This is a genomic window from Mycolicibacterium xanthum (assembly GCF_019710635.1).
Classification (GTDB): Bacteria; Actinomycetota; Actinomycetes; order Mycobacteriales; family Mycobacteriaceae; genus Mycobacterium; species Mycobacterium xanthum.
Window position 1 is genome coordinate 50,312 of sequence record NZ_JAIFZS010000062.1, and the last position, 25,316, is coordinate 75,627.

Consider the following 25,316-nt stretch of genomic DNA (forward strand, 5'->3'; position numbering starts at 1 on the left):
CGACCTTTGGCTGCTGGAATGCCATTTCGGCGCGGGGCTCACTGCAGGTGGTGGACCTCCTGGAGGCCGTACACCGGGGTGGCCATGCCCTCGTAGCGGGCCTTGAGCTGCAGCGCCAGGTACAGCGAATAGTGCCGGGACTGATGCAGGTTGCCGCCGTGGAACCACAGGTTGGGCTGCTGGGTGGGCTTCCACATGTTGCGCTGCTCGCCCTCCCACGGCCCGGGGTCCTTCGGCGTGTCGGACCCCAGGCCCCACACCTTGCCGACCCGGTCGGCGACGTCCTGGCCGATCAGGTCGGCGGCCCAGCCGTTCATCGAGCCGTACCCGGTCGCGTAGACCACCACGTCGGCGGGCAGTTCGGTGCCGTCGGACAGCACCACCGAGTCCTCGGTCAGGTGGTCGACCTGCCCGTGGGCCAGCTTGATCCGGCCGTCGGCGACCAGGTCGCACGCGCCGACGTCGATGTAGTAGCCCGAGCCGCGGCGCAGGTACTTCATGAACAGCCCGGACCCGTCGGCGCCCCAGTCCAGTTCGAAGCCGGCCGCCTCCAGTCGGTCGTAGAACTCCCTGTCGCGCTCGCGCATCTGGTCGTACAGCGGGATCTGGAACTCGTGCATGATCCGGTACGGCAGCGACGCGAACGTCAGGTCGGCCTTCTCGGTGGTCATGCCGCCGGCGACGGCCTGCTCCGAGTACAGCGCCCCCAGCCCGATCTCCATCAGCGAGTCGGACTTCACGATGTGCGTCGAGGATCGCTGCACCATCGTCACGTCCACGCCGTTCTCGTAGAGCGCCTTGCAGATGTCGTGCGCGGAGTTGTTCGACCCGATCACCACGGCCTTCTTGCCGACGTAGGCGTCCGGGCCCGGGTGCGCCGACGAGTGGTGCTGGTCGCCGCGGAACACGTCCTGGCCCGGTAGCGTCGGCACGCTGGGCTTGCCGGACATCCCGGTGGCCAGGACCAGCTGGGCCGGATGCAGCGTGAGCCGCTCGCCGTCTCGGTCCAGCTCGACGGTCCAGGTCTGGGACTCCTCGTCGAAGGACGCCGAAGTGCAGGTGGTCTTCGACCAGTACGGCACCTCCATCACGCGGGTGTAGAACTCCAGCCAGTCGCCGATCTTGTCCTTCGGCGCGAACACCGGCCAGTTGGCCGGGAACGGCAGGTAGGGCAGGTGGTCGTACCAGACGGGGTCGTGCAGGCACAGCGACTTGTACCGCTTGCGCCACTGGTCGCCGGGCCGCTCGTGCTTGTCGACGACGATGGCCGGCACCCCGAGCTGGCGCAGCCGCGCCCCGAGCGCGATGCCGCCCTGCCCACCGCCGATCACCAGGGCATACGGCTGCTCGGAACGACCCAGCGCCTCCTGCTCGGCCTCGCGCTTCTCCGCCCAGGACCGCGGATCGGGATCGTCGCCGTGCACCGCGCCGAGCACCCGGGTCGGGCCCTTGCGCTCCTCGTGGCCCTTGAGTTCCTGCAGTGCGGTCAGCAGCGTCCACGCCCGGTCGGTTCCGTCCTCGTCCCGCAGCCGCAGGTGGCCGGTGCCCCGGCCGGCGGCGGTCTCGAACTCGATGAACGCCGAGACCACACCGCCGCCGTCGTCGCTGGGCGCCTCCCGGGTGGCGAAGCCGGACGGATCGGTGCCGGCCAGCCGGGCACCGAGCATGTCGGCGATCTGGTCGCGACCTTCCAGGGTCTTGATGTTCCAGGTGAACGACACCAGGTCGCGCCAGAAGCCGTCGACGGCGAACATGCCGGCGACGCGCTCGATGTCCCGGACGGCCAGTGCCGACTCGAAGTCGGCCAGCCAGGCGTCGACACGCTGCTGCGGGGTCACATCGGTTGTGGTCTGTGGTTCAAGTGTGGATGTCATGTGACCCAGGGCACACCCGATGCCCGGTGCCTGACAAGAGTTGCGAACCGTTGCAACCGGGGCGCCCGGGCTGCAACCCCCTGCAACTCTTTCGCACTGTGTCGGCCATCACATAGAACTGCCGGTATGAAAGCCGCTGTCTACTACGGACCGAACAAGCTCGAGATCGACGACGTCGCCGAACCGCAACCCGCACCGGGCACGGTGAAACTGCAGGTCGGATACAACGGCATCTGCGGTACCGACCTGCACGAGTACTACGCCGGGCCGATCTTCGTCCCCACCGAACCGCACCCACTGACCCATCAGCAGCTGCCGTTGACGATGGGCCACGAGTTCTCCGGCACCATCACCGCCGTCGGTGCCGGTGTCACCGGGTGGAGCGAGGGCGACCGGGTGGCCGTCGAACCGATCTACAAGTGCGGCACGTGCGGGCCGTGCCGTGCGGGCAACTACAACGTCTGCCAGCAGATCGGCTTTCACGGCCTGATGTCCGACGGCGGGATGGCCGAATACACCGTGGTGCCGACCAGCATGCTGCACCGGCTGCCCGACAACGTGGGCCTGGAACTCGGCGCGCTCGTCGAACCGATGTCGGTGGCCTATCACGCCGCCACCCTCGGCGACGTCGGTCCCGGCGACACCGCGATGGTGTTCGGTGCGGGCCCGATCGGCATCGGCCTGTGGTTCGCGCTGCGCGGCAAGGGCCTGCAGGACGTGTTCGTCGTCGAGCCGTCGCCGACCCGGCGCGCGGCCATCGAGGCGCTCGGCGCGGCGACGCTGGACCCGACCGCGGTCGACGTGCCCGGCTTCATCGCCGACCATACGAAGGGCGACGGCGCCGACGCGGTGTTCGACGCGGCCGGCGTCACCCCGGCGGTCAGCACGGCGCTGGCCTGCGTCGGATCGCGCAGGCCGATGGTCAGCGTCGCGATCTACGAGAAGCCGCTGGAGACACCGCTGCTGAACCTGGTGATGAACGAGTCCAGGATCCAGGGCTCGCTGTGCTACACCGGCGCCGACTTCGAGGCGGTGATCGCGCTGATGGCCGAGGGCGCCTACGACACCACCGGCTGGGTGACCCGGATCCCGATCGAGGACGTGGTCGACGAGGGCTTCGAGGCGCTGCACGCCGGCAAGAAGATGAAGGTTCTCGTGGACCCCTCGATCTGACAGGAACCCCTCGGTCTGACAGGAACCCCTCGGTCTGAAAGGAAAAGGCACATGACAGGGCAGACGACACTGACGGGCAAGGTGGCTCTGGTCACCGGCGGTGGCCGCGGCATCGGGCGGGGTATCGCGCTGCGACTCGCCCGCGACGGCGCCGACGTGGCGCTGGTCGACGTGCGACCCGAAGGGATCAACAGCGTCGCCGACGAGATCGGCGCGCTCGGCTGTAAGGCGACGACCTGCGTCGCCGACGTCAGCGATCGCGATCAGGTGTTCGCCGCCGTCGACTACGCCGCCTCGGCGCTGGGCGGGTTCGACATCATGGTCAACAACGCCGGCATCGCGCTGGTCGGGCCGATCGCCGATGTCACGCCGGAGGAGGCCAACCGGGTGTGGGCGATCAACGTCAACGGCGTGCTGTGGGGCATCCAGGCCGCGGTCGCGAAGTTCAAGGAACTCGGTAACAAGGCGCAGGGAAAGACCAGCAAAATCATCAATGCGTCGTCGATCGCCGGGCACGACGGCTTCGGCATGCTCGGCGTGTACAGCGCGTCGAAGTTCGCGGTGCGCGCGCTGACCCAGGCGGCCGCCAAGGAGCATGCCGCCGACGGCATCACCGTCAACTCGTACTGCCCCGGTGTGGTCGGCACCGACATGTGGGTGCAGATCGACAAGCGTTTCGCCGAGTTGACCGGGGCCGCCGAGGGGGAGACCTACGACACCTTCGTCGGCGGCATCGCGCTGGGCCGGGCGGAAACCCCCGACGACGTCGCGGGTTTCGTCTCGTATCTGGCGGGTCCGGACGCCGACTACATGACCGGGCAGTCCGGGCTGATCGACGGCGGACTGGTCTACCGCTGAGATGGCCTGGTCTGGCGCGGGCAAGGGGAGCACAATCGGGGTCGATGCAAGGTTCGCCCGTGCCTGAACCCGCGGTGGCAGTCGGAGAGGATCCGCGCAGCTACGCGCGGCTGATGTCGGCCGTGTACGACGCGACGATGGCGGGGCACCGGGCACCCGCGCGGCCCAGGGAGGTCATCGGCGAGAGCTGGCAGCGCATGATGGCCAGCGGCATCCGACCCGACGAGCACACCCCGCCGGTGGTGGAGACGGCCCCGCTGGAGCTGCTGCGCCGTTCGTCGGGGCTGCTGGAGGTGCTCGACGAGATCTCCCACGGGCTGGAGTCGCTGGTCGCCGACGGCGAGAACATCCTCGTGGTCGCCGACGCGCAGGGCCGGGTGCTGTGGCGATCGGGCTCGCCGTCGGTGCTGTCCAATGCCGACCGGCTCGGCTTCGTCGAGGGCGCCAACTGGGGTGAGGGCGCGGTCGGTACCAACGCGATCGGCACCGCGCTGGTGTCCCAGCGCGCCGTTCAGGTGTTCTCCGCCGAGCATTTCCTGCGCAGTCACCACCCGTGGACCTGCGCGGGTGCGCCGATCAAGGACCCGCGCACCGGCCAGGTCATCGGCGTCGTCGACGTCTCCGGTCCGGCCCCGACGGTGCACCCCACCACCATCGCGCTGGTCGACGCCGTGGCCCGGCTGGCCGAGTCGCACCTGCGGCAGGAACACGACCGCACGCTCAACCGGCTGCGTGCGTTGGCCGCGCCGATCCTGGCGCGGATGGGCAGCCCGGCGCTGGCCGTCGACACCGACGGCTGGGTGGCCGCCGTCGACGCGATGCCGCTGCACAACCGGATCCTGCTGCCCGAACAGATGGGGCCGGGCCGGGTCTGGGTGGCCACGCTGGGGATGTGCGCCGTCGAGCCGCTGCCCGGCGGCTGGCTGGTGCGGTTGGCGTCCGACGACACGGGCTCCGACGGCGCCGACGTGGTCTCCCGGGTGACGCTGGACTTCAGCAACCCGGACACGCCGTCACTGTGCCTGACCGGTGAGTTCGGGTCCTGGCGCCACGACCTGTCGCTGCGGCACGCGGAGATCCTGTGTGTGCTCGCCGGTTCGCCGGAGGGCCGGTCCGCGCCACAGCTCGCCGAGGACCTCTACGGCGACCGGTCGCGCGTCGTGACGGTGCGCGCGGAGATGTCGCGGCTGCGCAAACAGTTCGCCGGGCTGCTCGCCGCCCAGCCCTACCGGTTCGCCGGGTCGATCCGCCTCGAGGTGCGCCGCCCCGACGACCCGCGGATGCTGCTTCCGCCGTCGACGGCCCCGGCGATCCGCGCTGCCCGGATGGCGGGCGCCTAGAACGCGAAGGCGGCGAAGAACGGCAGGATCGGCACGAGCAGACCGGTGCTCATCCAGAACATGCCGAAGTTCATCGCGAAGTCGCTCAGCGCGCTGAGCCGGTAGTCGCGGCTCCCGACCGCACGCTCCCGGTGGCAGCTGCGTACCGGTGCGCCCGCGCCGCGGGGCACCGCCGCGGCGCTCACCAGCGACGGCTGCCGCGTCGCCCTGTGCAGCGCGGCCACGCTCGCGGCCAGCAGGTAGGCCATGAAGGGCAGCCCGACGAGGGCGAAGATCCACGGCACGCCGCCGGGCTGCTGGGACTGGGCCACCGTGTCATGGCCCATACCGGCCATGTCGCCTTGGCTCATGTCGTGACCCGTCCCGCCGTGGGCCATGTCGTGACTCGTCCCCGATTGGCTGCCGGCCTTGACCGTCATCGCGGCCAGGTGCCAGGTCATCGCGCCGAACATCGTCGCGTGACCCGAGAAGTGCAGTCCGGCGCGGTGGTCCGACGAGCGGAACCCACCGATCGCCAGCGAGCCGAACCACACCGTCGCCGCGGCGAACCCCGCGACGAGGGTGGCGGTGGGCACCACCGCGGTGAGCGCCTGCCAGGTCGGACCGGCCACCATCACCAGCATCACCACGGCCATCGCCAGGTGCAGCACGTTGGAGACGCGCTGCCTGACGTCCTGTGGACGGGCCAGCTCGTAGCCGGACCACAGCGTCGTCCAGGCGAACAGTGCCAGCAGCGCGACGAACTTCACCGGCGTGTCGGCGAGTGTGAACATGACGTCCTTCCGTGGCGGTCTCCTCACTAGTCGGATCGACCGGCCGACAGGTTCCCGACTGCTTCGCCCGCGTGGGGCACTGCCCGAATGGCGGGGCTGAGCACCCGGGCGGCGCGCCACAATGGATGACATGGACGTACCCAACCGAGCCCTGGTCACCGAGGCGGCCGCCGATCTGTTGCGCAGCCTGCAGGAGCGCCATGGGGCGCTGATGTTCCACCAGTCCGGCGGCTGCTGCGACGGGTCGTCGCCGATGTGCTATCCGCAGGGCGACTTCCTGGTCGGCGATCGCGACATCCTGCTGGCTGTCCTCGACACCGCGGACGCGAGGAGCGAAGAAGGCACCGCGCACGCGAGGAGCGAAGAAGGCACCGCGCACGCGAGGAGCGAAGAAGGCACCGCGCACGCGAGGAGCGAAGAAGGCACCGCGGACACCGGCGTCCCGGTGTGGATCTCCGGGCCGCAGTTCGACGTGTGGAAACACACCCAGCTGGTGATCGACGTGGTGCCCGGCCGCGGCGGCGGGTTCAGCCTGGAGGCGCCCGAGGGCAAACGATTCCTGTCGCGGGGCCGCGCGTTCACCGACGAGGAGAACGCCGCCCTGGCCGACGCCCCGCCGGTGACCGGTGCCGACTACGAGCGTGGCGTGCGCCCGCCGGACAACGGCACGCACATCGTGGCCGAGGCCGACCTGCAGAACCTGCTCGCCTGCCCGGTTCCCACCACCGCGAAATAGCGTTCCGGGCTACCGGAGTCGGCGCCGGAGCCACGCGGAGCGCTAATTCGCGGCGGTCGGGCGCGCCGCCACGGCGTGGGCTCGGGGCGGCGTTATCGTCGGAGGCGTGATTCCGCTGCCTCGCGCATCGGTGTTGGCCGCCATGATGATCGTCGGAGTGGCGGTCGGGATGATCGCCGCGATCGCCGCGACCGTCGAGGTGACCGCGACGGTGCGCCCGGACGTCACCATCGCCCTGGTCGTCGGGGTGCCCGGGGCGATCGGCATGCTGACGATCCTGTTCTCGGGCCGGCGCTGGGTGACCGCACTCGGCGCGCTGATCCTCGCCATCGGCCCGGGGTGGTTCGGCGCGCTGGCCGCGATCCAGGTGGCCGCCGGTGTCTGACATCGACCACGACACCGAGTCCGGCGGCGCCCTCACCGTGCAGGGCCTGATCGACGATCCCGCACCTGACGATCCCGCACCCGCGGCGCACCCGCAGCCCGTCGTCATCCCCGGTGTGGTCCAGTCGCTGCGCCGCGTGACGTTCGTCCTCGTCGTCGCCGGCGTCTGGATCCTGGCCGCCGCGGCCGGTGCCGGGCTCTACTACTGGTGGTATCACGCCCTGGACAAGACCATGCCGGTCTTCGTCGTGCTGGTGTACGTGGTCGCGTGCATCGTCGGCAGCCTGCTGACCGCGATGGTGCAGGACAAACCGGTGGCGGCCGCGGCGGCCATCGCGATGATGTCGGCCCCGCTGGCGTCGACGGCCGCGGCGGCGCTGCTCTACGGCGGCTACGTGTTCGGCTGGATCACGCGGTAGCACCGGCCTTTTCCACCGGTCGTGTCGGTGGGTGCCGTCTCCCATTAGGGTTAGGGGCGTGACCCACTATGACGTCGTCGTTCTCGGAGCCGGCCCCGGCGGGTACGTCGCGGCCATTCGCGCGGCCCAACTCGGGCTGAACACCGCCATCGTCGAGCCCAAATACTGGGGCGGGGTATGCCTCAACGTCGGGTGCATCCCCTCGAAAGCGTTGCTGCGCAACGCCGAACTCGCCCACATCTTCACCAAGGAAGCCAAGACGTTCGGCATCAGCGGGGAGGCCAGCTTCGACTTCGGCGCGGCCTTCGACCGCAGCCGCAAGGTCGCCGACGGCCGGGTGGCCGGCGTGCACTTCCTGATGAAGAAGAACAAGATCACCGAGATCAACGGCTACGGGAAGTTCACCGGCCCGAACACGATGACCGTCGACCTCAACGAGGGCGGCGCCGAGACCGTCGAGTTCGACAACGCGATCATCGCGACCGGCAGCAGCACCCGGCTGGTGCCCGGCACGTCGCTGAGCGAGAACGTCGTCACCTACGAAAAGCAGATCCTGTCCCGGGACCTGCCGGGGTCGATCATCATCGCCGGTGCGGGTGCGATCGGCATGGAGTTCGCCTACGTGCTGAAGAACTACGGCGTGGACGTCACGATCGTCGAGTTCCTGCCCCGGGCGCTGCCCAACGAGGACGCCGAGGTGTCCAAGGAGATCGAGAAGCAGTACAAGAAGCTGGGCGTGAAGATCCTGACCGGCACCAAGGTGGAGAAGATCAGCGATCCCGGAGGCAGCGGTCCGGTGACCGTCACCGTGAGCAAGGACGGCAAGTCCGACGAACTCAAGGCCGACAAGGTGCTGCAGGCGATCGGCTTCGCACCCAATGTCGAGGGCTTCGGGCTGGACGCCGCGGGTGTCGCGCTGACCGATCGCAAGGCCATCGGCATCGACGACTACATGCACACCAACGTCGGTCACATCTATGCGATCGGTGACGTCACCGGCAAGCTGATGCTGGCGCACGTGGCCGAGGCGATGGGCGTCGTCGCCGCCGAGACCATCGCCGGCGCCGAGACGATGGCGTTGGGCGACTACCGGATGATGCCCCGCGCGACGTTCTGCCAGCCCCAGGTCGCCAGCTTCGGCCTGACCGAGCAGCAGGCCAAGGAGGAAGCGGAACGACGCGGGTCTGATATCAAAGTCGCGAAGTTCCCGTTCACCGCCAACGGCAAGGCCCACGGCCTGGCCGATCCGACCGGGTTCGTCAAGCTCATCGCCGACGCCAAGCACGGCGAGCTGATCGGCGGGCACCTGATCGGGCCGGATGTCTCCGAGCTGCTGCCCGAGCTCACGCTGGCCCAGAAGTGGGATCTGACCGCCACCGAACTGGCCCGCAACGTGCACACCCACCCGACGTTGTCGGAGGCGCTGCAAGAATGCTTCCACGGGCTCGTCGGCCACATGATCAACTTCTAGTTGAGGGCGATCTGGGTCGCCGGCGTCGGCGGGCTGGTGGTCGGCCACATCCTGTGGTTGGCCGGGATCTCGGCTGCCGTGGCGACGAGCAGCGTGTCGACCTGGGTGCTGGTCGTGTCGGCGGTGTCGTTCGCGGTCGGGATCATCACCGGCGTACTGGGATGGCGTGAGTTCAAGCGAAAGAACCGCAAGTCCGAGATCTGGGCGGCGTTCCTGTGGGCGCTGCCCGCCGCACCGGTGCTGCTGTCGCTGATCGTCCTCGGGGTGACCTACCTGTAGCGGGACGCGCGCCTCGCGGTCACCCCGGGGCCGCCCTGACCACCCCGTTGGCTGCCGGCAGGTGTGGCCGCAGGAACCCGAGCACGTCGTCGGCGGCGGCGAAGCCGCCAAGATGGCTCTCGTCCGGCATCAGCGTCAGCTCCACGTCGGCCAGGTGGTCGACGGCGGCCTGCGCGTCGGCCAGCGAGATGATCGAGTCGGCGTCCCCGTGCCACCACCGCACCGGCACCTGCACGTCCGACAACCGGAAGCCCCAGTCCCGGCCGAACAGCCGGGCGTCGTCGAGCAACGCGTGGAACCGGCCGTTGGCCACCCGCACGATGTCGTCGATGAACATCGCCTCGATCTCCGGGTTGGCGAACACCCGCCTGTCACCCTCGGGCATCGCCGAGGCCATCCCCCGGTAGGCCAGGTGCGCGAGCGGGATGACCGGCGTGAGCAGGCCCGCGACGACCGCCGCGAACGGCCGGCGGGCGGCCGACACCAGTGGGTTGAGCCGCCGGGCGAGCGCGATCGCGCCGGTGGCCGTGGCATCGGGACCCACCGCGGGGGTCACCCCGCCGAGGACCGCGACGGCGGCGACCCGGTCGGCCAGCACCGGCATGCCGGCGCACGCCAGCGCGTACGGCCCGCCGCCGGACAGGCCCACCACGCCGACCTTGTCGGCGCCGAGCTGGTCGGCCACGTGCGCCATGTCGGTGGCCCAGTCGCCGATCTTGTCGTAGCGGTGCCGGTCGCTCATCCCGGATCCGGCGCGTTCCACCAGCACGACCCGCAGGCCGAGCTTCTCGGCGGCGCGCCGGCCGACGATGGGCAGCTGCCGGCGGCCGCCGGGGGTGCCGTGGAACCAGAACACGACCGGGCCGGTGGGGTCGCCGAACTCGGCGTAACCGAGCCGGCGGCCGTCGGGCAGGAAGAAGCGGCCCTCGGAGCGGGGCGGTTCGCAGCCAGGTACCCCGGGCGGATTCCGCCACGGGTTGGGGATGGTCACCATGGCGTCGTCGCCGATGTGATCGAGCTCATACACGGATGGTAGCCGCGGGCCGGGCGATCGCTCAGCGCCACATCTCGGGTCTGGATCTCAATCCGGAAAGTCCAGCGGCACGCCGAGGGTGGCGATGGTCGCCGCCAGCCCGTCGTACTGTGCGGCGAGCAGGCAGAACTCGATCAGCTGGGCCTTGGTGAGGTGACCGGCGAGCGCCTGCCACGTCTGTGCGGACACCCCGCGGGTGACGACGAACTCGTCCGTCGCGGTGATGAGGACCCGTTCGCGGTCGGTCAGGCGCTCGGCGTCCGGCCCCGCGAAGATGCGGGCCTGCATGTCGGCGTCGAGCCCGCGGCTGCGGGCCAGCCTGCGGTGCTGCTGCAGTTCGTACTCGCAGTTGCGCAGGTGGCCCACGCGCAGGATGACCACCTCGGCGTCGCGCCGGGACAGCTTTCCGCCGTAGAGCAGGTAGCTCGACACCGGCAGCCACACCGGCAGCAACAGCCGGTGCTGTCCCAGCACGTTGAGCAGGCTGAACCGCGGTCTGCGGATCCCGCGGGCGCCGATCTTGGCGATCACCCAGCCCAGCGGACCCAGCTCCCGGAAGCCGCCCGGCGGCAGGCGCACCGGCTCGCTCATCACTGCCTGACCCGGTACGGCGACACCGTGGAGCGGTGTTCATCGATGTCCAGTGCCCGGCCCAGCGCGGGGAAGGCCCGCTGCGGACAGGCCTCGCGTTCGCAGACCCGGCAGCCCGCGCCGATCGGGGTGGCCGGCACTTTCGGGTCGCCGCGCAAATCGAGCCCCTCCGAGTAGACCAGCCGCTGGGCGTGCCGCAGTTCGCAGCCCAGGCCGATCGCGAACGTCTTACCGGGCTGACCGTAGCGCGAGGCCCGCCGCTCCACGGTCCGCGCGACCCACATGTAGCTGCGCCCATCGGGCATCTCGGCGACCTGCACCAGGATCTTGCCCGGGTTGGCGAACGTCTCGTAGACGTTCCACAGCGGACACGTCCCCCCGCTGGAGGAGAAGTGAAAACCGCTGGCGGACTGCCGTTTTGACATGTTGCCTGCGCGGTCGACGCGGACGAACGAGAACGGCACGCCGCGCATCGACGGCCGCTGCAACGTCGACAGCCGGTGGCAGACGGTTTCATAGCTGATCGAGTAGTAGGCCGAGAGCCGTTCGATGTCGTAGCGGAACTTCTCGGCGACCTCGTGGAACTGGCCGTAGGGCAGCACGGTGGCCGCCGCGAAGTAGTTGGCCAGGCCTAGGCGGGCCAGTCGCTGGGCCTCCTCGCTGGTGAACTTGCCCTCCTCGACCAGCTTGTCGATCAGGTCGCCGCACTCCAGGTAGGCCAGTTCGGCGGCCATCCGGAACACCCGCTGGCCCGCCGACAGGTGGGTACCGATCTGCAGTCTCTTGGCCGCCGGGTCGTAGCGGTGCAGCACGCCTTCGCCGAGCTCGATGGTCCGGATGATGGTCACGCCGTGCACGATGCGCAGCCGGTCGGCCAGGTCCCCGGCTAGATCCCCGCGCGCGACGCGCATGCCCGCGGTCAGCTCCTCGGCCGCAGTGTCGAGCTCGTGCAGATAGTTCTGCCGTTGATAGAAGTAGTCGCGGACCTCCTCGTGCGGCATCGTGATGGCGCCGCTGCCGCTGTCGTTGAAGCGGTCCTCGGTCGCCGCGGCCAGCCGGGTGGTGGTGAGCTGGTAGCGCCGGTGCAGGTTGACCATGGCCCGCGCCAGCGACGGGTGCGAGCCGACCATGTCGGCGACCTCGGCAGGGTCGACGTCGACGTCCAGGTCGCGGTCCAGCAGTACCTCGCGCAGTTCGGCGATCAGCCGGGTGTCGTCGTGGGAGGCGAAGAACGTCGCGTCCACCCCGAACACCTCGGTGATGCGCAGCAGCACGGCCACGGTCAGCGGCCGGACGTCGTGCTCGATCTGATTGAGGTAGCTGGGGGAGATCTCCAGCATCTGCGCCAGCGCGGCCTGGCTGAAGCCGCGCTCGCTGCGGAGCTGCCGTACCCGGCTGCCGACGAAGGTTTTTGCCACGTCAAACAGCCTAGCCAAGCTGCGAAGAATCAATTCGCAGCATTGGCAATACGGGCCGTGTGGCAGTATCGGAATCCGTGAGTACCGCCGGGAATTCGGGCGCCGGGTCGGCCGCCGGATTGGGCAAGGCGATGATGCCGGTGCCCGATCCGCATCCCGACGTCTTCGACAGGAACTGGCCGCTGCGGGTCGCCGACATCGACCGCGCCGGGCGGTTGCGGTTCGACGCCGCCACCCGGCACATCCAGGACGTCGGGCAGGACCACCTGCGCCAACTCGGTTTCGAGGAGACCCACCCGCTGTGGATCGTGCGGCGCACGATGATCGACCTGATCCGCCCGATCGAGTTCCAGGACACGCTGCGGCTGCGCCGCTGGTGTTCGGGGACGTCCAACCGGTGGTGCGAGATGCGGGTCCGCATCGACGGGCGCCGGGGCGGCCTGATGGAATCCGAGGCGTTCTGGATCAACATCAACCGGGAGACCCAGGGGCCCGCCCGCATCTCCGAGGACTTCATCGAAGGCCTGCAGCGGACCACCACGGAGGGCCGCCTGCGCTGGAAGGCCTATCTGAAGGCCGGCACCCGCGAGGATGCCGCCCAAATCCGCGAGTACCCGGTCCGGGTGTCCGACATCGACCTGTTCGACCACATGAACAACTCGGTCTACTGGACCGTCATCGAGGACCATCTCTACGGCACTCCGGAACTGCTGCAGGGGCCGGTGCGGGTGACGATCGAGCACGACGCACCGGTGGCGCTGGGTGACAAGCTGGAGATCATCACCCACGTGCATCCGCCGGGTTCGACCGACCGGTTCGGCCCGGACCTGGTCGACCGCACTGTTACGACGCTCACATATGCCGTCGGCGAAGAGACGAAAGCCGTCGCGTCGATCTTTCCGCTCTGAATCGCTTCGGTTAACAGTACGAGCGTACTGACCTGCAAGAATGGGTTACCGGGCGGTAGCTTCTGAACCGGTTCAGAGCCGAAAGGCATTCGCAATCTTCGCAAGTTAACGCCGCATGTTGGCGGAAATTGGCAATGGAAACAACTGGACCTGCGGTTATGGCGTGGTGCATCCTCGCATTAGCACGACAGCGAAGGCGCTGGCGCATTAACAAACCGTTTGAAGGAGCAGTCCAATGTCGACCGTGGGCACGCCGAAGTCCCCCGAACAGATCCAGCACGATTGGGACCACAACCCGCGCTGGAAGGGCATCACCCGCACCTACACCCCGGCCGACGTCGTCGCGCTGCAGGGCCACGTCGTCGAGGAGCACACCCTGGCCCGACGCGGCGCGGAGGTGCTCTGGGAGCAGCTCCACGACATGGACTTCGTCAACGCGCTCGGCGCCCTGACCGGCAACATGGCCGTGCAGCAGGTGCGCGCCGGCCTCAAGGCCATCTACCTGTCGGGCTGGCAGGTCGCCGGTGACGCGAACCTGTCGGGTCACACCTACCCCGACCAGAGCCTGTATCCGGCCAACTCGGTGCCGCAGGTCGTGCGCCGGATCAACAACGCGCTGCTGCGCGCCGACGAGATCGCCAAGGTCGAGGGTGACCGCTCGGTGGAGAACTGGCTGGCCCCGATCGTGGCCGACGGCGAGGCCGGCTTCGGCGGCGCGCTGAACGTCTACGAGCTGCAGAAGGCGATGATCGCCGCCGGTGTCGCCGGTTCGCACTGGGAGGACCAGCTGGCCTCGGAGAAGAAGTGCGGCCACCTCGGTGGCAAGGTGCTGATCCCGACCCAGCAGCACATCCGCACGTTGACGTCTGCCCGGCTCGCGTCCGACGTCGCCGACGTCCCGACCGTGGTCATCGCGCGTACCGACGCCGAGGCCGCCACGCTGATCACCTCCGACGTGGACGAGCGCGACCGCCCGTTCATCACCGGCGAGCGCACCGCCGAGGGCTTCTACCGGATCAAGAACGGCCTCGAGCCGTGCATCGCCCGTGCCAAGGCTTACGCCCCGTTCTCCGACCTGATCTGGATGGAGACCGGCACCCCGGATCTCGAGCTCGCCAAGAAGTTCGCCGAGGGCGTCAAGGCCGAGTTCCCGGACCAGATGCTGGCCTACAACTGCTCGCCGTCGTTCAACTGGAAGCAGCACCTCGACGACGACACGATCGCCAAGTTCCAGCGCGAGCTGGGCGCCATGGGCTTCAAGTTCCAGTTCATCACGCTGGCCGGTTTCCACGCGCTGAACTACTCGATGTTCGACCTGGCCTACGGGTACGCCCGCGAGCAGATGAAGGCCTACGTCGACCTGCAGGAGCGCGAGTTTGCCGCCGAGGAGCGCGGCTACACCGCGACCAAGCACCAGCGTGAGGTCGGCGCCGGCTACTTCGACCGGATCGCCACCACGGTCGACCCGACCAGCTCGACCACCGCGCTGGCCGGCTCCACCGAAGAGGGCCAGTTCCACTGACCCTTCCCCTCCGCGAGCGCGCATGTCTGCACAGCGCCACACCGTAGAACCTGGGCAGAACGCGACGCTCGCCGAGATTGACAGCGCGGACCCCGCTCAAAGTCTTGGGCGGGGTCTGTCGCTGTGCGACGACGGCCATGTGGAAGGTTTGGGTGTCCCCGCACGCGTGTGGGACGGAAGGCGGGTGGCAGTGACATGAGCATCGAGCGGGTCGGCGTCGTGGGCGCCGGGCAGATGGGCGGCGGCATCGCCGAGGTGTGCGCGAAGGCCGGCGCCGACGTCGTCGTTTTCGAGCCGACCGAGGAGCTGGCCTCCGCGGGCAGGGCCCGCATCACGGGCTCGCTGGAGCGGGCCAAGGCCAAGGGCAAGCTGGCTGCCGACGAGTTCGAGGTCACCCTCGCGCGGCTGACATACACCACCGAACTGGCCGATCTGGCCGATCGTCAGCTGGTCATCGAGGCGATCATCGAGGACGAGGCCGTGAAGGCCAAGGTTTTCGCTCAACTGGACGAGGTGGTGACCGACCCCGACGCCGTGCTCGCGTCGAACACCTCCAGCATCCCGATCATGAAGATCGCGGCCGCCACCAGGAATCCGCAGCGGGTGCTGGGGTTGCACTTCTTCAACCCGGTGCCGGTGCTGCCGCTCGTCGAGCTGGTCAGCACGCTCGTCACCGCCGAGGGCGCCGCCGCCCGCACCGAGGAGTTCGCCCGCGAGGTGCTCGGCAAGCAGGTGGTGCGATGCGGCGACCGCTCCGGGTTCATCGTCAATGCGCTGCTGGTGCCGTACCTGTTGTCGGCCATCCGGATGGCCGAGGCGGGCGTGGCCACGGTCGAGGACATCGACACGGCCGTCGTGGCCGGACTGTCGCACCCGATGGGGCCGCTGCGGCTGTCCGACCTGATCGGGCTGGACACGATGAAGCTGATCGCCGACTCCATGTACGACGAGTACAAGGATGCGCACTACGCGCCCCCGCCGTTGCTTCAGCGCATGGTCGAGGCCGGGCAGCTCGGCAAGAAGTCGGGTAAAGGTTTCTACACGTATTGATCGAGATCAGCTCTCGATCGGCACTGGTCACGGTGTCGCATTGGTGTTGATCGATGTCGTGGCCTAACCTGCATTACGAACCGATAACGTGCCGGTTCAGGAGTTTCCGCGAGGAGTTGTCTGTCGTATGTCGAATGTCGCGTCTGATCTGTCGCCGTACTACGAAGAGTCGCAGTCAATCTATGACATCTCCAACGACTTCTTCGCGCTGTTCCTGGGCCCGACCATGGGCTACACCTGTGGTTACTACGAGCGCGAGGACATGACCCTCGACGAGTCGCAGAACGCCAAGTTCGACCTCGCGCTGGGCAAGCTGGGCCTGGAGCCCGGTATGACGCTGCTCGACGTCGGCTGCGGCTGGGGTGGCGCTCTGGAGCGGGCCGTCACCAATTTCGACGTCAACGTCATCGGCATCACACTGAGCAAGGCTCAGTCGGACTGGGCCCGCGAGCGGCTCGCCAAGATCGACACCGATCGCAGCATCGACATCCGGTTGCAGGGCTGGGAGGAGTTCGACGAGCCCGTCGACCGGATCGTCTCGATCGGTGCGTTCGAGGCCTTCAAGGCCGAGCGGTATCCGATCTTCTTCGAGCGGGCGTACAAGATCCTGCCGTCCGACGGCCGCATGTTGCTGCACACCATCCTGGCCCACACCCAGAAGTTTTTTCGGGAGAACGGGATCAAGCTCACCATCAGCGACCTGAAGTTCATGCGATTCATCGGCTCCGAGATCTTCCCGGGCGGCCAGCTGCCGGCGGTCGAAGATATCGAGCAGCTGGCCGCGGGCTCCGGATTCACCCTCGAGCGCACCCACCTTCTGCGGCCGCACTATGCCCGCACGCTCGACATGTGGGCGGCCAACCTCGAAGCCAACAAGGACGAAGCGATAGCGATCACCTCGCAAGAGGTGTACGACCGCTACATGCACTACCTCACCGGGTGCGCGGATTTCTTCCGCCGCGGCATCACCAATATCGGCCAGTTCACCCTCGTCAAGGGCTGACCGAACACCCACGCCGCCGAAGCGCATCGCCGGCCCGGCGCAGCGCAGTCAGGCCCGGGCCAACTGCTCCTTCTCGGCTTCGACGTCGAAGTCGGGCGGCGGCCAGGACATGTTGAGGCGCTTGAGCGTCTCGATCAGCAGCTCGGTGATCGCCAGCCTGCTGTACCACTTCTTGTCGGCGGGCACGATGTGCCAGGGCGCGTAGTCGGTCGACGTGCGGTCCAGCATGGCCTGGTACGCCGCCTTGTACTCGGGCCATTTCTGCCGTTCGTCGATGTCGCCGGGGTTGTACTTCCAGTACTTGTCGGGCCGTTCGAGCCGTTCGGCCAACCGCTTCTTCTGCTCGTCCAGTGAGACGAACATCGCGACCTTCACCAGCGCCATCCCGCCGTCGACGAGTTCGCGCTCGAAGGCGTTGATCTCGTCGTAGCGCGGTTCCCAGACCTCCGGCGGAACCAGGTTGTGCACGCGTACGACCAGCACGTCCTCGTAGTGCGAGCGGTCGAACACCCCGATGTGCCCGGCGGCGGGCAGCGCTTTGCGAATCCGCCACAGGTAGTGGTGGCTGAGCTCCTCCTCGGTCGGTTTGCCGAAGCTCTTGTAGTCGACGCCCTGCGGGTTGGCTGCGCCGACGACGTGCTTGACGATGCCGCCCTTGCCCGCGGTGTCCATGCCCTGCAGCACCAGCAGCACCGAGCGGTGATCACCGGCGCGGCTGTTGGCGTAGAGCATCTCCTGCAGCTCGGCGAGGCGCACGTTGCGCTCCTCCTGCAGCGTCGGCGCGTCGGACTTGTCGCCGTGGAAACCGGGGCTGGAGTCCGCGTCGATGTCGGCGACCCGGTCGCCGGGCCGGAACATCAGGTGTTCGTGCGGTTCGTGCGACCACAGCGCCGGCAGTTCCTCGGGTTCGGATTCGCTCATGCTCCTAGTCAAGCAGGCGGGTGGGCAGCCTCGGAGGAGGATGCGGTCCCTTGCGGAACTCCTCCAGTGATCCGCCCACCTCGACGATGCCGCACAGTGCGCTCCACGACAGCATGGTGAGGTAGTCGATCAGCTCGTCGGCGCTCATCCGCGGATTCGACATCCACGAGTGCGTGGCCAACTGGACCCCGCCGACGATGTGAAAGGCCCACGGCTCGGCGCCGCCGGTGTCCATGCCGACCGACAACATCCGCTGACGCAGCATCACCGCGAGCATCCGCGCGATGATCTGTTCGGAGTCGGCGACCGCCTTGCTCTTGCTCGCCGAGTTGTTGGCCATCACGAACCGGTAGGGCTCGGGCTCGGCCGCCACGGTCGCGACGTACACACGGATGATCTCGCGGGTGAGGTCGTAGCCGTCGAGATTCGACGACAGCGCGGCGGCCATGTTCGGGATCAGCGTGGTCTGCGCGAAGCGCATCATCACCGCGGTGGTGAGGTCGTTCTTGTCGACGAAATAGCGATACAGGACGGTCTTGGAGACCCCGATCTCGGCGGCGATCTCGTCCATGCTGACATTGCTGCCGAGTCGGCGGATGGCTTCCAGCGTGCCGTCGACGAGCTCGTTACGGCGTTCGACCTTGTGTCGATGCCAGCGTTTCTTGCGCCCATCGGTCTTGAGCGCAACCTGTGCGTTCTGCTGTGCCACGTTCGCGGTGATTCCGTCCCTTAAGTCCGCTGTCGATAATACGGTGGCCTGCTCCGACGGGTCGTGGGACGGAGCACGGGTGGCCGTCGGGGCCGGCAGTCGCGCGCTTAGCGGATGATGGGGGAGTGGCACACCGAGCGAGCACCGGGGAACGGTCGGTCCCCCGTCCCGCGCAACGGCCGGGCCGGGGTTTTGCCGAGTCGTTCGCGGGTGCCGACTCCGAGGCCGATGCCCAGCGGCGCCACGCACTGCGGCAAATGAAGATCGTCGCCCTCGGCTTCCTGGTCGGGGCGACGGTGGTGTTCCTGGTGTGCACATGGGCCCAGTCCCGCGGCGCGGCGGCCGGGGGTGCGGCGCCCTGGATCGGATATGTGCGCGCGGCGGCCGAGGCCGGGATGGTCGGCGCGCTGGCGGACTGGTTCGCGGTCACCGCGCTGTTCAAGCACCCCCTCGGCATCCCGATCCCGCACACGGCGATCATCAAGCGCAAGAAGGACCAGCTGGGCGAGGGCCTGGGCACCTTCGTGCGGGAGAACTTCATGTCGCCGCAGGTGGTGGAGACGAAACTGCGCGACGCCCAAGTCGCGGGCCGGCTCGGCAAGTGGCTGTCGGAGCCGATCCACGCCGAGCGGGTGGCCGCCGAGACGTCGACGATGCTGCGGGTGCTCGTGGAGATGTTGCGCGACGAAGACGTCCAGCAGGTCCTGGACCGGATGATCATCAAGCGGATCGCCGAGCCGCAATGGGGTCCGCCGATCGGGCGGGTGCTCACGACACTGCTGGCCGAGGGGCGTCAGGAGGCGCTGCTGCAACTGCTCGCCGACCGTGCGTTCCAGTGGTCGCTCAACGCCGACGAGATCATCGAACGGGTCGTCGAGCGGGACTCGCCCACCTGGTCGCCGCGCTGGGTGGACCAACTGGTCGGGGACCGCATCCATCGCGAGCTGATGGACTTCACCGACAAGGTGCGTCGCAACCCCGACCACGAACTGCGCCGGTCGGCCACCCGGTTCCTGTTCGAGTTCGCCGACGATCTGCAGCACGACGGGGCCACGATCGACAAGGCGGAGAACGTCAAGGAGCAGATCATGGCCCGCGACGAGGTGGCCAAGGCCGCCGAGTCGGCGTGGAGCGCGGCCAAGCGGATCATCCTCGAGTCCGTCGACGATCCGTCGTCGGCGTTGCGCGGCCGGATCGCGGACTCGGTGATGCGTATCGGTGAGTCCCTGCGGGACGACGCCGACCTGCGCGACAAGGTGGACGACTGGATCGTGCGCGCGGCCCGGCACCTGGTCGGTGAATATGGGGCGGAGATCACAGCGATCATCACCGAAACGATCGAGCGGTGGGACGCCGACGAGGCGAGCCGGCGCATCGAACTGCATGTGGGGCGTGACCTGCAGTTCATCCGGATCAACGGCACCGTGGTGGGTGCCCTGGCCGGGCTGGCGATCTACACGGTCGCGCAGTTGTTGTTCTGACCTGCGCTAACTAGTGCTTGCAAAAGTTAGCACTCAGTCGTAGGGTTGAAGTGTCGGTAGACGGATACCCACCGCAACGAGGGGGCAAGCCATGTCGCAGGATGAAAATCTTGCCGCTGTGGTCTCCAGCGCTGCGCAAGACATCGGAAGCTTCATCCGGACCCAGCGCGAAGCGGCGCAGGTGTCGGTGCGGCAGTTGGCCGAGAAGGCCGGTGTCAGCAATCCCTACCTCAGTCAGATCGAGCGGGGATTGCGCAAGCCGTCCGCAGACGTGCTGAACCAGATCGCCAAAGCACTGCGGGTCTCGGCGGAGGTGCTCTACATCCGAGCCGGGATCCTCGAGCCGAGCGAGACCAGCGAGGTTCGCGACGCCATCGTCACCGACATGGCGATCAACGAGCGGCAGAAGCAGGTGCTGCTCGACATCTATACGTCGTTCTGTCAGCAGAACGAGGCCGCCCTGATCGCAGCAGCAGGAATAGACGAGGAGCTGACGACTGAAGACAAGCGCCCTCTAGAGATCCCGCAATCATCGACAATCGATTCGCAACCGTGAGACGAAAGGACAACATCATGGCCGAGAAGACCACCCAATTCGACATCGAGGACCTCAAGGCTCCGTTGCTCGCCGCCGTCGGCGCCGCCGATCTGGCGCTGGAGCGTGTCAACGAGATCGTGGCGACCCTGCGCGAGCGTGCCGGCGAGGCCCGCACCGACGCCGAGAGCCGCGTCGAGGAGAGCCGCGCCCGCATCAACAAGCTGCAGGACGACCTGCCCGGGCAGTTCGACGACATCCGCGGCAAGCTGACGCAGGACGAGCTGCGCAAGTTCGCCGAGGGCTACGCCGAGGCCGCGCAGTCGACCTACAACAAGCTCATCGAGCGTGGTGAGGCCGCTCTGGAGCGCCTGCGCAGCCAGCCCGCTCTGGAGGAGGCCGCGAACCGCGTCGAGGGTTACACCGACCAGGCCGTCGAGCTGACCCAGGAGGCCCTCGGCAACGTCGCGTCGCAGACCCGCGCGGTCGGCGAGCGCGCCGCCAAACTGGTCGGCGTCGAGCTGCCGAAGAAGGCCGAAGAGGCCGCCGCGCCGGTGAAGCAGGCCGCCAAGAAGGCCCCGGCCAAGAAGGCCGCGGCCAAGAAGGCCCCGGCCAAGAAGGCCCCGGCCAAGAAGGTCACCCAGAAGTAAGCGGTGCGCAACGACACCACCCGCCTCCCGGGTGGTGTCGACCAGGGGACGTAACCCGCATAGGCTGTCGAGCGTGGAGCTCCAAGGCCTGGTGGGTTACGTCCTCTTCGCGTTGCAGGTCGCGGTCCTGGTGACAGCGGTCTATGCCTTCGTGCACGCAGCGATGCAGCGTCCCGACGCCTACACCGCGGTCGACAAGCTGACCAAGCCGGTGTGGCTGGTGATTCTCGGTGTCGGTGTGCTGCTGGCGCTGGTGCTCGGCATCACCGGGGTGGCCATCGCCGCCGTGGCGTCGGGGGTCTACCTGGTGGACGTGCGGCCCAAGATTCTCGAGATCCAGGGGAAGTCGCGCTAGTGCGGTTCTTGTCGGTGGCCATCGCGGCCGCAGCCGTGGGAGCCGCGGTCTTCGCGCCATCGGCCGCGGCCACGCCGGCAGCGGCGCCCCCGCCGTACATCGACCACGTGAAGTGGGCCAAGTGGGGTGATCTGTCCAGCCTGCGGGTGTACCCGACGGCGGCGGGACGGGATCTGTCCGGCCGCCCCGGCGCATCGGCGTTCGGCGACGAAGCCTGGTCGGAGGTGCTCGCGCTGGCTCCGGACGCAGCGATCCCCGGCATGCGGGACCAGTTCTTCTGTCACTGGCAGTTCGCCGAGCTGGTGGAGCCCGGAAAGGTCAGCTGGAACCTCGAGCCCTGGCGCCCTGAGGTCAGCTACCAGGAGCTGGTCGGAGCGCACTGCAACCCGGGTGGCACCGAAGAGCCGTTCTGATGGGTTCCTACACCCGCGCACAGGTCGCCGCCCTGGTCGACCACACCCTGCTCAGGCCCGAGGCCACCGAGGCCGACATCGTCGGATTGCTCACCGAGGCAGTCGATCTGGGCGTCTTCGCGGTGTGCGTGTCGCCGACGCTGGTGTCCGCTGCGGGGACGCTGAGCGGCGGTCCGGTGGTCGCCTCGGTGGTGGGATTCCCGTCGGGCAAGCATCTTTCGGAGGTCAAGGCGCACGAGGCGCGCTGCGCGGTGGCCGACGGCGCGGGTGAGATCGACATGGTCATCGACATCGGTGCGGCGCTGTGCGGTGAACTCGACGTGCTGCGTGCCGACATCGCCGCGGTGCGTGCGGCCGTGCCCGACGCGGTACTCAAGGTGATCGTCGAGTCGGCGCCGTTGCTGGAGCTCAGCGGTGAGCCGCTGCTGGTCGACGTCTGCCGGGCGGTCGAGGACGCGGGTGCCGACTTCGTGAAGACCTCCACCGGTTTCCACCCCGGCGGAGGGGCTTCGGTACGGGCGGTCGAGCTGATGGCCGACACCGTCGGAGGACGCCTCGGTATCAAGGCCAGCGGTGGAATCCGGACGGCTGCGGTTGCGGTCGCCATGCTCGACGCCGGGGCGACGCGGCTGGGGCTGTCCGGTACCCGTGCGGTGCTCGACGGGTTGCCCTGAGGACGCTCAGAGCCCGGCGAAACAGGGGTCTTCGGTCTGCTTCGGGATCGACGCGTTTTTCGTCGAGAACTGGCTCACCACACCGGTATTGGTGACCTCGACCGAATCGGCTTGGATGTCCATCGGGTAGTCCTGCGTCAGCTGCGAGGTGAACGCGTCCAGCGCGGGCTGCACGGCCTCGCGCGGCAGCGTGAAGCCCAACCCGCTGAGCTTCTGCACCTGCAGGGAGATGCCGCCGTCGACGACCTCGGGGCGGGCGATGATGCTGCCGAGCGCGCCCTCCAGCTCGATCGTGCCGTCCGTCGGGTTGGTGGTCACCCCGGTGACGAAGCTGCCGACCAGCGGGATCGCTCCCTGGATGGTCTGCTTGATTCCGTCGGCGCTCCAGCTGATGTTGGCGACCAGTGAGCCGATCGATCCGCTGGAGGTTGGCGAGTCCGCCAGTCGGACGTCGTTGATGTCGAGGTTGACCTTCATTCCCTTGGCGTCGCGCACCTGGTTGCCTGCGGTCTCGATCTTGATGTTGGTGTAGTGCCCGGTTGCGTGCTGCAACAGGAACGGCGGCAACACCCCGAACGAGGCGTTCGCATCGTCCTGGACCACGCATTCCACCACCTGCGCGACCACCGTGTCGGCGCGGTTGCGGGCGTAGAGCTCACCGCCGAGCAGGCCCGCGAAGATCAGGGCCACCACGATGACGGCGACCAGGACCAGCGACAGCGGGTCGCTGAAGATCTTCTTGATTTTCGCCTGCAACGAGGAGCCCTCCTCAGGGGATGTGGGGGCCGGCGGCACAGGTGCATACCCCGGCGGCGGCGGCTGTGGCGGACGGGCCCAGGGATCGGTCACCTGAGCGATTCTGCCCTACCGACATGAGTGAAATCTGAGCGGTTGTGCATGACGGCGACCGTCGCGCGGGCCGCGCGGGCCGCGTCGAGGTCGATGTCGCAGATCAACAACTCCGGGTCGGCGCCCGCGGCGGCCTGCACCTCGCCCAGCGCGGTCGCCACCAGGCTGCCGCCGACGCCGGTGGGTCCGAGCTTGGCGATCTCGTCGCCCGGATAGGCCTGCCCGACGGCGGCGACCACCGTCGAGGTGTCGATCGCCCGGGCCCGTGCCAGCAGCGTCCACTGTTCGAGCTTGCCCGGCCCCGTGCCCCAGGACGCGTGGGCGGTGATCACCTCCGCGCCGCGCTCGGCAAGCTCGACATAGAGCTCTGGGAAGCGGATGTCGTAGCACAGCGTCAGGCCGACGGTGACCCCGTCGACCTCGATGACGACGGGGTCGTGGCCCGGGGCCACCGTCTTGGACTCGGTGAAGCCGAACGCGTCGTAGAGGTGGATCTTGTCGTAGCGGGCGTCGACTCCCGGGCCGGTGGCCAGCAGCGTGTTGGTGACGCGTCCGGCAGTGTCCTCGGCGGCGGGAGCGAACATGCCGGCCACCACCACGATGCCCGAGCTGGCGGCGACGGCGCGCACGCCGTCGGCCCACGGTCCGTCCAGCGGTTCGGCGATCGGCCCCAGCGGAATCCCGAAGCGGCACATGGTGGCTTCGGGGAACAACACCATCGACGCTCCCGCGTCGGCAGCCCGCCGCGTGTAGTCCCCGACCAGACCGAGGTTCGCCGACGGTTCGGTGCCGCTGCGGATCTGAGCCAGGGCGATGCGCATGACCGCCAGCATAGGTTGGCCGACGGTGGGCTCGCGGTGAGAAGGATGGCGGTGTTGCTGAAGCACGCCTAACCGGCGAGCAGCGCGGCGCTGTCCACCACGGATGCGTACTTGGCCTGCAGGTCCAGCATGCTGGCGTGATGCGCCTGCAGGGAACGGTCTCCCACGCAATCGCTGACCAACACCGGACGGAAGCCGTACGACAGAGCGTCCACCGTGCTCGCGCGTACACACCCGCTGGTGGTACACCCCACGATCACCAGCGTCTTGACCCCGTGGTGCACCAGCCACGGCGTGAGCGCTGAGCCGAAGAAAGCCGACGGGACCGTCTTGCGGATGACCAGCTCACCGGGTGCGGGCGTCAGCTCGCCGACGAATTCCGTGGCCGGGTTGGCGGCGGTCAGGGTGCGCATCGCGGGAATCTTCTCCAACCACACATTGGCGTCGGCCCCGTCCTCGCCGTACACGATCTGCGAGTGTGCGACCGGCCAACCCGCGGACCGCGCGTGGTCGAGCAGCCCGACCGAATGCCCGGCGGCCTCACCGATGTTCCCGCCGCCGAACAGCTCCGGGTCGACGAACGCCACGGCGAAATCCACCAATAGCAGGCCATACGGTGCGACGGCGCCGATGTCACCGCCGAAGCCCTGGCGTCGGTAGATCTCTGCGGCATCGTCTTCAGGTGGCATGGCGGGGACTTCTCCTCGGATCACTTGTTCCGCAACAGCCGCAGCCTAGACCGACCGGCATTCGGCGGGCAGCGTCCGGCTGCAGAGATTCGCCGAGGAGGAGATCCGATGACGGCCCAGACCGCGGATTGCCGGGCGATCGTCGTGCGCGACCTGGTGATCGGATCGGGCCTGGAGTTCGACGACCGCGGCACCACGGTCTCAAGCGTGTGCCCGGCGGGTGGCGGCGATTCAGTGCCGCCCCTCGGTCCCTTCCTCTCAGAAGGGTGGGGGGTCGTCGCCGTAGTCGGGTTGGTATCCGGGTGGGCGGGACAGGGATTGGGTTACGTTGTCGGCGGCTTGTTGGCGGGCTTCGCGTTGGGCTTCTTTGCACATGGGTGGGCGTGG

The 25,316-nt window shown here is 68.3% G+C and carries 29 protein-coding genes; 19 read left to right on the forward strand and 10 right to left on the reverse strand.

The features are described 5' to 3' along the window. Positions 1-38: 38 nt before the first annotated feature. Entirely contained in the window at positions 39-1,874 is a 1,836-nt protein-coding gene (locus JDV09_RS22370; protein ID WP_221371327.1) for a flavin-containing monooxygenase, read from the reverse strand. Between the two features lie 126 nt (positions 1,875-2,000). Here JDV09_RS22370 and JDV09_RS22375 point away from each other — a divergent pair, with 126 nt between their 5' ends. The 3 genes from JDV09_RS22375 to JDV09_RS22385 are packed head-to-tail and all read left to right on the forward strand — an operon-like array spanning position 2,001 to position 5,245. After that, on the forward strand, positions 2,001-3,047 hold the full coding sequence (locus tag JDV09_RS22375) for a 2,3-butanediol dehydrogenase (RefSeq protein WP_221371328.1): 1,047 nt from the start codon (positions 2,001-2,003) through the stop codon (positions 3,045-3,047). Between the two features lie 51 nt (positions 3,048-3,098). Further along, on the forward strand, positions 3,099-3,905 hold the full coding sequence (locus JDV09_RS22380) for an acetoin reductase (RefSeq protein ID WP_221371329.1): 807 nt from the start codon (positions 3,099-3,101) through the stop codon (positions 3,903-3,905). A 44-nt stretch (positions 3,906-3,949) separates the two neighbouring features. Beyond that, entirely contained in the window at positions 3,950-5,245 is a 1,296-nt protein-coding gene (locus JDV09_RS22385; protein ID WP_221371330.1) for a GAF domain-containing protein, read from the forward strand. Here the strand turns inward: JDV09_RS22385 and JDV09_RS22390 are convergent. Further along, a complete protein-coding gene (locus tag JDV09_RS22390; protein WP_221371331.1) occupies positions 5,242-6,018 on the reverse strand; it encodes a DUF5134 domain-containing protein in 777 nt (258 codons plus the stop codon). The two genes, JDV09_RS22385 and JDV09_RS22390, sit on opposite strands and share 4 nt — an antisense overlap. 130 nt (positions 6,019-6,148) lie before the next feature. On the opposite strand from JDV09_RS22390, the gene JDV09_RS22395 reads away from it, so the two are divergent. From JDV09_RS22395 to JDV09_RS22415, 5 genes are all read left to right on the forward strand, one after another. Beyond that, positions 6,149-6,754, forward strand: coding sequence for a DUF779 domain-containing protein (locus tag JDV09_RS22395; RefSeq protein WP_221371332.1), 606 nt, complete (start codon positions 6,149-6,151; stop codon positions 6,752-6,754). Positions 6,755-6,860: 106 nt separating this feature from the next. After that, positions 6,861-7,139: a putative holin gene (locus tag JDV09_RS22400; protein ID WP_221371333.1), complete on the forward strand. Its 279-nt coding sequence runs from the start codon at positions 6,861-6,863 to the stop codon at positions 7,137-7,139. After that, entirely contained in the window at positions 7,132-7,557 is a 426-nt protein-coding gene (locus JDV09_RS27555; RefSeq protein ID WP_372453006.1) for a hypothetical protein, read from the forward strand. Before JDV09_RS22400 ends, JDV09_RS27555 begins: the two co-directional genes overlap by 8 nt. A gap of 58 nt (positions 7,558-7,615) precedes the next feature. Beyond that, positions 7,616-9,028 carry a dihydrolipoyl dehydrogenase gene (gene lpdA / locus JDV09_RS22410; protein WP_221371334.1) on the forward strand — a complete coding sequence of 471 codons (1,413 nt, stop codon included), beginning with the start codon at positions 7,616-7,618 and terminating at the stop codon, positions 9,026-9,028. Next, complete coding sequence (locus JDV09_RS22415) at positions 9,029-9,307, forward strand: hypothetical protein (RefSeq protein WP_221371335.1); 279 nt, start codon at positions 9,029-9,031, stop codon at positions 9,305-9,307. 19 nt (positions 9,308-9,326) lie between these two features. Here the strand turns inward: JDV09_RS22415 and JDV09_RS22420 are convergent, their stop codons facing one another. The 3 genes from JDV09_RS22420 to ramB all read right to left on the reverse strand — a co-directional run bounded on the left by JDV09_RS22420 (position 9,327) and on the right by ramB (position 12,349). Further along, positions 9,327-10,301: an alpha/beta fold hydrolase gene (locus JDV09_RS22420; RefSeq protein WP_221371362.1), complete on the reverse strand. Its 975-nt coding sequence runs from the start codon at positions 10,299-10,301 to the stop codon at positions 9,327-9,329. 87 nt (positions 10,302-10,388) lie between these two features. Further along, positions 10,389-10,931: a carboxymuconolactone decarboxylase family protein gene (locus tag JDV09_RS22425; RefSeq protein WP_221371336.1), complete on the reverse strand. Its 543-nt coding sequence runs from the start codon at positions 10,929-10,931 to the stop codon at positions 10,389-10,391. Then, the gene (ramB, locus tag JDV09_RS22430) at positions 10,931-12,349 is read right to left on the reverse strand and encodes an acetate metabolism transcriptional regulator RamB (RefSeq protein ID WP_221371337.1); all 1,419 of its coding nucleotides are present in this window, start codon (positions 12,347-12,349) and stop codon (positions 10,931-10,933) included. The genes JDV09_RS22425 and ramB overlap by 1 nt, the downstream gene beginning before the upstream one ends. A 131-nt stretch (positions 12,350-12,480) precedes the next feature. On the opposite strand from ramB, the gene JDV09_RS22435 reads away from it, so the two are divergent. The 4 genes from JDV09_RS22435 to JDV09_RS22450 all read left to right on the forward strand — a co-directional run bounded on the left by JDV09_RS22435 (position 12,481) and on the right by JDV09_RS22450 (position 16,832). After that, positions 12,481-13,257, forward strand: a complete 777-nt coding sequence (locus JDV09_RS22435; RefSeq protein ID WP_221371363.1) for an acyl-[acyl-carrier-protein] thioesterase — start codon at positions 12,481-12,483, stop codon at positions 13,255-13,257. Positions 13,258-13,492: 235 nt separating this feature from the next. Continuing rightward, positions 13,493-14,779: an isocitrate lyase gene (aceA, locus tag JDV09_RS22440; protein WP_221371338.1), complete on the forward strand. Its 1,287-nt coding sequence runs from the start codon at positions 13,493-13,495 to the stop codon at positions 14,777-14,779. 195 nt (positions 14,780-14,974) lie between these two features. After that, positions 14,975-15,829: a 3-hydroxybutyryl-CoA dehydrogenase gene (locus JDV09_RS22445; RefSeq protein ID WP_221371339.1), complete on the forward strand. Its 855-nt coding sequence runs from the start codon at positions 14,975-14,977 to the stop codon at positions 15,827-15,829. A 127-nt stretch (positions 15,830-15,956) separates the two neighbouring features. Further along, entirely contained in the window at positions 15,957-16,832 is an 876-nt protein-coding gene (locus JDV09_RS22450; RefSeq protein ID WP_221371340.1) for a cyclopropane mycolic acid synthase family methyltransferase, read from the forward strand. 48 nt (positions 16,833-16,880) lie between these two features. Here the strand turns inward: JDV09_RS22450 and JDV09_RS22455 are convergent, their stop codons facing one another. Further along, entirely contained in the window at positions 16,881-17,753 is an 873-nt protein-coding gene (locus tag JDV09_RS22455) for a polyphosphate kinase 2 family protein (RefSeq protein WP_221371341.1), read from the reverse strand. Between the two features lie 4 nt (positions 17,754-17,757). Continuing rightward, on the reverse strand, positions 17,758-18,462 hold the full coding sequence (locus tag JDV09_RS22460; protein ID WP_221371342.1) for a TetR/AcrR family transcriptional regulator: 705 nt from the start codon (positions 18,460-18,462) through the stop codon (positions 17,758-17,760). 125 nt (positions 18,463-18,587) lie between these two features. On the opposite strand from JDV09_RS22460, the gene JDV09_RS22465 reads away from it, so the two are divergent. From JDV09_RS22465 to deoC, 6 genes are all read left to right on the forward strand, one after another. Continuing rightward, positions 18,588-19,943, forward strand: a complete 1,356-nt coding sequence (locus JDV09_RS22465) for a DUF445 domain-containing protein (protein ID WP_221371343.1) — start codon at positions 18,588-18,590, stop codon at positions 19,941-19,943. A 91-nt stretch (positions 19,944-20,034) separates the two neighbouring features. Then, positions 20,035-20,499 carry a helix-turn-helix domain-containing protein gene (locus tag JDV09_RS22470; RefSeq protein WP_221371344.1) on the forward strand — a complete coding sequence of 155 codons (465 nt, stop codon included), beginning with the start codon at positions 20,035-20,037 and terminating at the stop codon, positions 20,497-20,499. Between the two features lie 17 nt (positions 20,500-20,516). Beyond that, complete coding sequence (locus JDV09_RS27185; protein ID WP_221371345.1) at positions 20,517-21,128, forward strand: heparin-binding hemagglutinin; 612 nt, start codon at positions 20,517-20,519, stop codon at positions 21,126-21,128. A 73-nt stretch (positions 21,129-21,201) separates the two neighbouring features. Beyond that, positions 21,202-21,483 (forward strand): DUF2516 family protein, encoded by a 282-nt coding sequence (locus tag JDV09_RS22480; protein ID WP_221371346.1) that lies wholly within the window; start codon positions 21,202-21,204, stop codon positions 21,481-21,483. Beyond that, the gene (locus JDV09_RS22485; protein ID WP_221371347.1) at positions 21,483-21,896 is read left to right on the forward strand and encodes a DUF2599 domain-containing protein; all 414 of its coding nucleotides are present in this window, start codon (positions 21,483-21,485) and stop codon (positions 21,894-21,896) included. Before JDV09_RS22480 ends, JDV09_RS22485 begins: the two co-directional genes overlap by 1 nt. Further along, complete coding sequence (gene deoC, locus JDV09_RS22490) at positions 21,893-22,570, forward strand: deoxyribose-phosphate aldolase (RefSeq protein WP_255605862.1); 678 nt, start codon at positions 21,893-21,895, stop codon at positions 22,568-22,570. Before JDV09_RS22485 ends, deoC begins: the two co-directional genes overlap by 4 nt. Positions 22,571-22,576: 6 nt before the next feature. Here deoC and JDV09_RS22495 read toward each other — a convergent pair whose 3' ends face one another. From JDV09_RS22495 to JDV09_RS22505, 3 genes are all read right to left on the reverse strand, one after another. Then, on the reverse strand, positions 22,577-23,419 hold the full coding sequence (locus JDV09_RS22495; RefSeq protein WP_221371349.1) for an LmeA family phospholipid-binding protein: 843 nt from the start codon (positions 23,417-23,419) through the stop codon (positions 22,577-22,579). Further along, positions 23,416-24,240 (reverse strand): carbon-nitrogen hydrolase family protein, encoded by an 825-nt coding sequence (locus tag JDV09_RS22500; protein ID WP_221371350.1) that lies wholly within the window; start codon positions 24,238-24,240, stop codon positions 23,416-23,418. The genes JDV09_RS22495 and JDV09_RS22500 overlap by 4 nt, the downstream gene beginning before the upstream one ends. 68 nt (positions 24,241-24,308) lie before the next feature. Then, positions 24,309-24,929: an isochorismatase family protein gene (locus JDV09_RS22505; RefSeq protein WP_221371351.1), complete on the reverse strand. Its 621-nt coding sequence runs from the start codon at positions 24,927-24,929 to the stop codon at positions 24,309-24,311. Between the two features lie 108 nt (positions 24,930-25,037). Here JDV09_RS22505 and JDV09_RS22510 point away from each other — a divergent pair. Beyond that, a partial coding sequence (locus JDV09_RS22510) for a hypothetical protein (protein WP_221371352.1) occupies positions 25,038-25,316 on the forward strand: 279 nt, incomplete at its 3' end.